The organism is Rhizobacter sp. P3_B12 (assembly GCF_056402895.1).
The window spans coordinates 1-5,698 of the sequence record NZ_JBFUGN010000351.1; the positions used below are offsets into that span (position 1 = coordinate 1).

5 protein-coding genes and 1 other RNA gene are annotated in these 5,698 nt (G+C 68.2%); 1 reads left to right on the forward strand and 5 read right to left on the reverse strand.

The window, feature by feature from the left end:
* Nucleotides 1–898: M14 family zinc carboxypeptidase (locus AC1D01_RS18150; protein WP_477868678.1), on the reverse strand; the 898-nt coding region annotated here is incomplete at its 3' end.
* A gap of 29 nt (nucleotides 899–927) precedes the next feature.
* Here AC1D01_RS18150 and AC1D01_RS18155 point away from each other — a divergent pair.
* Nucleotides 928–1,296 carry a DUF1801 domain-containing protein gene (locus AC1D01_RS18155; RefSeq protein ID WP_477868680.1) on the forward strand — a complete coding sequence of 123 codons (369 nt, stop codon included), beginning with the start codon at nucleotides 928–930 and terminating at the stop codon, nucleotides 1,294–1,296.
* Between the two features lie 8 nt (nucleotides 1,297–1,304).
* On the opposite strand, the gene AC1D01_RS18160 is transcribed toward AC1D01_RS18155, so the two are convergent.
* From AC1D01_RS18160 to AC1D01_RS18175, 4 genes are all read right to left on the reverse strand, one after another.
* The gene (locus AC1D01_RS18160) at nucleotides 1,305–2,849 is read right to left on the reverse strand and encodes an Ig-like domain-containing protein (protein WP_477868682.1); all 1,545 of its coding nucleotides are present in this window, start codon (nucleotides 2,847–2,849) and stop codon (nucleotides 1,305–1,307) included.
* A gap of 107 nt (nucleotides 2,850–2,956) precedes the next feature.
* Complete coding sequence (locus AC1D01_RS18165) at nucleotides 2,957–4,855, reverse strand: alpha/beta hydrolase family protein (RefSeq protein ID WP_477868684.1); 1,899 nt, start codon at nucleotides 4,853–4,855, stop codon at nucleotides 2,957–2,959.
* 138 nt (nucleotides 4,856–4,993) lie between these two features.
* Nucleotides 4,994–5,396, reverse strand: a transfer-messenger RNA (tmRNA) gene (gene ssrA / locus AC1D01_RS18170).
* 13 nt (nucleotides 5,397–5,409) lie between these two features.
* On the reverse strand, nucleotides 5,410–5,698 hold a 289-nt coding region (locus AC1D01_RS18175; RefSeq protein ID WP_477868686.1), incomplete at its 5' end, for an HAD family hydrolase.

Genomic DNA, 5,698 nt, shown 5'->3' on the forward strand with positions numbered 1-5,698 from the left:
GCGCGAGCGCCGCCTCCACCAGCGCGCGCGTGCCGTGGTAGCGCGCCTCGAACGCCTTCAGCATGTGCGTCTCGGGCATGAAGCCGATCGTGTGGTGCAGCGCCGCGTAGCCGGTGGAGAAGCGCGGCGAGTCGAGGAAGTCGGCAATGCCGTCGTCCGGGATCTCCTTCAGCGTGTTCACGTACGGGCACATCGGGAAGCCGCGCTGCGCCATGCCGGCGTACAGCGCGGGCAGCATCGCCTCGCGCAGGTGCGCTCCGGTGCGGCCGCCGAGCTTGTCGGGCTGGGTCGCGATCAGCGTCACCACGTGCTGGTAGTCGGCACCGTTCGAGGTGTGGGTGTCGACCATCACGTCCGGGTCCCAGCGGGTGAACACCTGCGTGAAAGTGCGGGTGTTCAGGCTGTCGGCCTTGATGAAATCGCGGTTCAGGTCGAGGTGGCGCGCATTGCCGCGGAAGCCGAAGGCCTCCGGCCCGTTCTGGTTGACGCGGCTGGTGTCCTGCCGGTTCAGCGCGCCATCGACGTTGTAGACGGGGATGTAGACCAGCACGGTGCGCCCGAGCGCCGCGCGCCGCGCCGGATCGAGGCACAGGTCGCGCAGCAGCGCCATGCAGGCATCGATGCCTTCGGGCTCGCCGGGGTGGATGCCGTTGTTGTTGAAGAACACCGGGCGACCGGCGGCCTTCACCGCCTGCGGGTCGAAGACGCCGTCGGTCGAGAACACGCCGACGTGGATCGGCACGCCGGCGTCGGATCGGCCGGCCTCTTCGAAGCGCAGCCACCCACCGAAGGCCTGCGCCAGGCGCTGGTGGAAATCGATGCAGGCACGCCAGGTGGTGGTCTGGTTGCCGTTGCCCCGCTCGAACGGGGTCGCCCAATCGTCGTGATGGATGTCCATCGCCGAAGTCTAGGCGGTACGATCGCGCGATGCCGACACCGTCCGAACTCATCGACGAGAAGATCGCAGGCCTTGCCGACTGGCGCGGCGAGATGCTCTCGAAACTTCGCAAGCTGATCACGCAATCCGAACGCGGCGTGACCGAGGAATGGAAATGGGGCACCGCCGCCTGGTCGCACCACGGGTTGATCTGCACCGGCGAGACCTACAAGAAGGTCGTCAAGCTGACCTTCGCGAAGGGCGCCTCGGTGCCGGACCCCGCGGGCCTCTTCAACTCCAGCCTCGACGGCAACGTGCGCCGCGCGATCGACTTCCATGAAGGCGACACGCCGGACGCCGAGGCGCTGAAGGCGCTGTTCCGCGCCGCGATCGCGGTGAACAAGGCCGCGGCGCCCTGACCGGGCCTTCAGTCGCCGATGTGAACCGTCACCACCGCGGCACCGACACCGCCGTGCCGGTCGGTGACGGCGTAGACGAAGTAGTCGGTGCCGCTGGTCATGCCGGCCGGCGGCGTGTAGGTGACGGTGCGGCCGTTCAACACCGCCTGGCCGCCGAAGCTGGTGGCGGTGCCGGGCAACGCGTATGACAACGGCCCCCAGCCGCGGTCGTGCGTGAGCCGGGCCAGGTGGATCTGCGCGGGCAYGCCGGCGGCGGTGCGGACCTCGGCGGAGGCCGCGTGGGGCGGCGTGTCGTGGCCGAGCGCGGCCACGCGCTGGTCGAGCCAGCCGGTGATGGCGCCGACGACCGTGTTCTCGATGCCCATGAAGCCGTGGTAGCTCAGCGCCCCGCAGACGTCGGGCGACACGCCGTTGCCCGCGGTGGTGACGCGCACGCCGCCACTGCCGATGCTGAACGACGCATCGTTGCCGGTGGCGACCAGGCTGTCGTAGAACGCGCGCGATCCGGCCGGCGAGACACCGGCGCAGCCGTCTTCGGCATGCCACACCACCTGCGTGGGACGGCGCACGTACGAGGGCTGCAACGTGGGCACGCCAGGCTTGCCCACCCACAGGCGGTGAGTACCGTCGCTGAGGTCCAGGGTGACGGTGCTGGAACTGACGATGCCGGTCGCGATGAGGTTCTGCGCCACCACCGAGATCGCGCCGCGGCTGGTGCCGGACAGGAACACCGGCAGGCGGCCGGTGCCGAGCGATTCGAGCACGCGGAGGATGTCGACCGCATGGTCGACCGACACGCGGTAGTAGTCGGTCGCGGTGGTCACGTTCGTCGAGCCGGGCGCCAGGCGCGGGCCGGGCACCGGCCGGTCCAGCGCCACGGCGAGGTAGCCCGCATCGGCCACGAGTTGCGCAGTGCGCACGACGAAGTTGTTGGCACCGCCGGTCACGTCGCCGGCACCGGTGTCCAGGTTGCCGCGGATGGCCATGTTGAAGTCGCCGCCGCCGAGCAGCACCACCACCGCCTTCGGCGGCCTGCCGTCGGACGGCCAGTTGACGAAGTAATCCATCGTCACCGGGCCGTCGATCGAGATGCGCGTCGGGGTCTGACCGTAGTAGGCGCAGCCGTTGGACTTGGTGCGCGGGCCCAGCACGCCCTCTGGCGTGACGGTGCTGTCCTGCCGGCAGGTGGCCAGCGCGGCATCGTCGTAGACCACCATGCGGGCCGTGCCTTCGACGGCGAGGCCGCCACGGTCGGTGGCGCGGTAGGTGAAGGAATCGGTGCCCGCGGTGGCCGGTGCGGCGTAGATCACGTGCCGGCCATCGGGCGAGACGGCGGCCGAGCCGGACTGCGGGGCCGACAGCAGTTCGATGCGGTGCGGGCCGCGCTGGTCGGCGTCGTCGACCAAGGGTTTCAGCGTGACGGTGCCGCCCGTGTGCACGGCGCGGCGGATCTCGGTGAATGTCGGGGCATCGTTGCCCGGGCGGGGGTGGGCGTGGACGGCCGCCGCGGCGGCCACGAGCGCCAGGGCGGCGAGCGTTGCTTTCAAGGTCATGTGGGACTCCTCCGTGAGTGGCCGGGAGCGTACGACCAACATTCGCGGACCTCAAACCCTCTTGCGGGGGAGCCATGCCAAAGCAGCTGCAATTGCTGCCAGCCGGTTCATGGAGCCTTCTCGGCCTGCTGCTGCGGAGGGGCGAGATGGCGACCCAGGAAATCGAGGAGGGCCGCGTAGTACCGCACGCGTGACTTCGCCGTCGAAAATCCGTGCCCATCCTCGTCGAACCACATCCATTCCACCGGCTGACCGGCGCGCTTCAGCGCCTCCACCATCGCCCGGCTTTGCGACGCCAGCACGCGCCGGTCCAGGCTTCCATGCGCAATGAAGATCGGCGTGCGCAGGCGGTCCGCATGCTTGAGCGGCGAGATCTCGTCCAGCGCGATTCGGTCCTTGTCGGGGTCGCCGATGCGGTCTCGCCGGATCGCGCGCGTGACGGGGCTCGTGTCGTCCCAGAGGCCGCTCGACAGCCAGTCGGCCAGGTCGCTGACCCCCGCGAAGCTGGCGGCGCATCGGTACAACTCGGGCGTCTTGATGGCGCCCCACATCGCCGCATAGCCGCCGTAGCTGGCCCCGACGATGCACACCCGCGCGGGGTCGGCGATCTTTTCCTGGACGAGGTATCGGACGCCGTCGGCGATGTCATCCTGCATGCTGCGGCCCCATTGGCGATAGCCGGCATCCTCGAAGCGGCGGCCGAACCCGCTCGAGCCGCGGAACTGCGGCTGGAAGACCACATAGCCGGACTCCGCGAGCATCTGGACTTCCTGGTCCCAGTCCCATCGGTCGCGAACATGCGGGCCGCCGTGGATCAGCACCACGGTCGGCGCCGGTTGGCCATCGGAACCGGCGGGCCGCGTGAGGTAGGCCGGGATGCTCAGGCCGTCGCGCGCCGCATACCGCATCGTCTGCTTGGTGTGCATGCCGGCCGGGTCGATCTTCGGCATCGCCGCGACGATCTCGCGCAGCTTGGACGTCCGGGTGTCCAGCACGTACCAGCGACCGGGATCGACATCGCCATACGACGTGACCAGCACGCGCCCGTTCTTGTCGCCCTGCAAGTCATTGGTGCGGCCCGGAAGCGCGGCATCGATGCCGGCCTGCAGGCTCGCCCAGCGCGCATCGAACCAGAAGGTTTGCGGACGCAGACCGCCGGTGATCACGCGTTCGACGTTCGGTGCATCGAGGCCTTCGACCAGCAGGATGTCGTCACGGGCATGCGCGGCCATCAACTCGACATGCTGGCGCGAGACGGCGTCGTACTTGAAGACGGCCCAGGTGTCTCGCCCCTGACGCGAAGACACCGCCAGCGTGTCGGCTTGCGGCAGCACGTCGAAGGGGTACCAGACCTCGTTCAATGCGCTCACCGGCCACTCCTGCAGGAGTTGCCAGTCCTGTGTCGCCGCACGGCGGTACCAGTTGCTGATCTTCGAGGTGCCGGACCAGCGGCTCGAATCGATCATCGTGACCGCGCGCAGCTCACCCGATTCGTCGAACGCCCAGGCGGCGGGCTTGCCGGGCAGGGAAACACGGAATCGTTGCCGGTTGCCGGTGCGTGCATTCACCAGGTCGATGTCGCCGTCTTCCTCATCGCGGTAGACCAGCACCGATTCGGCCAGCGGGCCGGCCTTGCTCATGCGCCGGATGAAGCGCTCGCCGAGCGAGGCGACCTGCTTGCCGGACAGATCGATCGAGACCGACTCGCGGTTGTTGTAGTCGACCGCGAGAAGGTCGTTGGTCACCCAGTTCACCGCGATCGGGATCTGGCCGTACACGTAGCGCGGATCGCGCTCCGGCTTGGCGAGAAGCCGGAGATTGGCCGCATCGGCCTCGAGGTCCATCAGGAAGGCAGCCGTGGCCGATTCGGTGTAGGCGATGCCCGCGACGTATCGCCCGTCTGGAGACAGGCTGAGCGAGCCCACCTGGGTGCTGCGCGCAGCCACGGCGAGAAACGGTGCGGCCAGCAGGATCGTCGTTGCGAGGATGCGGGTGAGCATGTTCATGCGGGGAATTGTCGCTGTCGGATGGCTGCACCCGTTGCGACCGAGGCCCGCGGCATTTCGCCGTCGAACAAAAAAAAGCCCTGGCGCATCACTGCGTCAGGGCTTCTTGCACTTCACGGTCCTCATCGGACCTTCATCTGGTGGAGCCGGCGGGAATCGAACCCGCGTCCGCAAGCCATCATCGAGTAGGTCTACATGTGTAGCTGACTGATTTGTTTTTGAGGACAGTGGTCGCGCAGCAGCACGCTACCCCCATCCCGAGTCACTTGATTTAGCCCTTGAACCGAGTGACCCGGCTCAGAGCGATTCCATGTGAATGACTTCGCAGCTCTCAGGTTGCCCCTCAAGCCCAGCCCATGGACGTGCTGTTGCGAAGCCCACCGGTATTACGCGGCGGGGGGTAGCCCTTAGGCGGGGTTTAAGCCGCTTGCAGGAACTTTTCGTCGTTCGCAGTTGATGCGATCCAGTGGTTTTACGAGCGAACTGGTGCTCGACATGCACTATCCCGAATCCGCACCCGCGTCGAAACCAGGTCGGCCCCAGGACTTCGTAGTTTAGGCCATCGCCAGCAGCTTCAAGAGCTCATCGGGCGAATGAACGACATGCTGCGCGCCCCACGCCCCCACCGGCTCGCCGACACCCAGGTAGCCCCAGGCCGCCGCCACCGTCGCCATGCCGGCCGCAAACCCCGCCTGCACGTCGCGCAGGTCGTCGCCGACGTACACGCAATCATCTGCTGCCACGCCCATCTGCCGCGCCGCCTCCAGCAGCGGCGCCGGGTGCGGCTTCGAGTGCGGCGTCGTGTCGCCGCTCACCACCGCGCCGGCCCGCGCACCGAGCCCC

Coding starts and splice junctions, on each gene's coding strand:
- AC1D01_RS18165 (WP_477868684.1), bottom strand. CDS start 4,855: ATGAACATGCTCACCCGCATCCTCGCAACGACGATCCTGCTGGCCGCA.
- AC1D01_RS18155 (WP_477868680.1), top strand. CDS start 928: ATGCCGACACCGTCCGAACTCATCGACGAGAAGATCGCAGGCCTTGCC.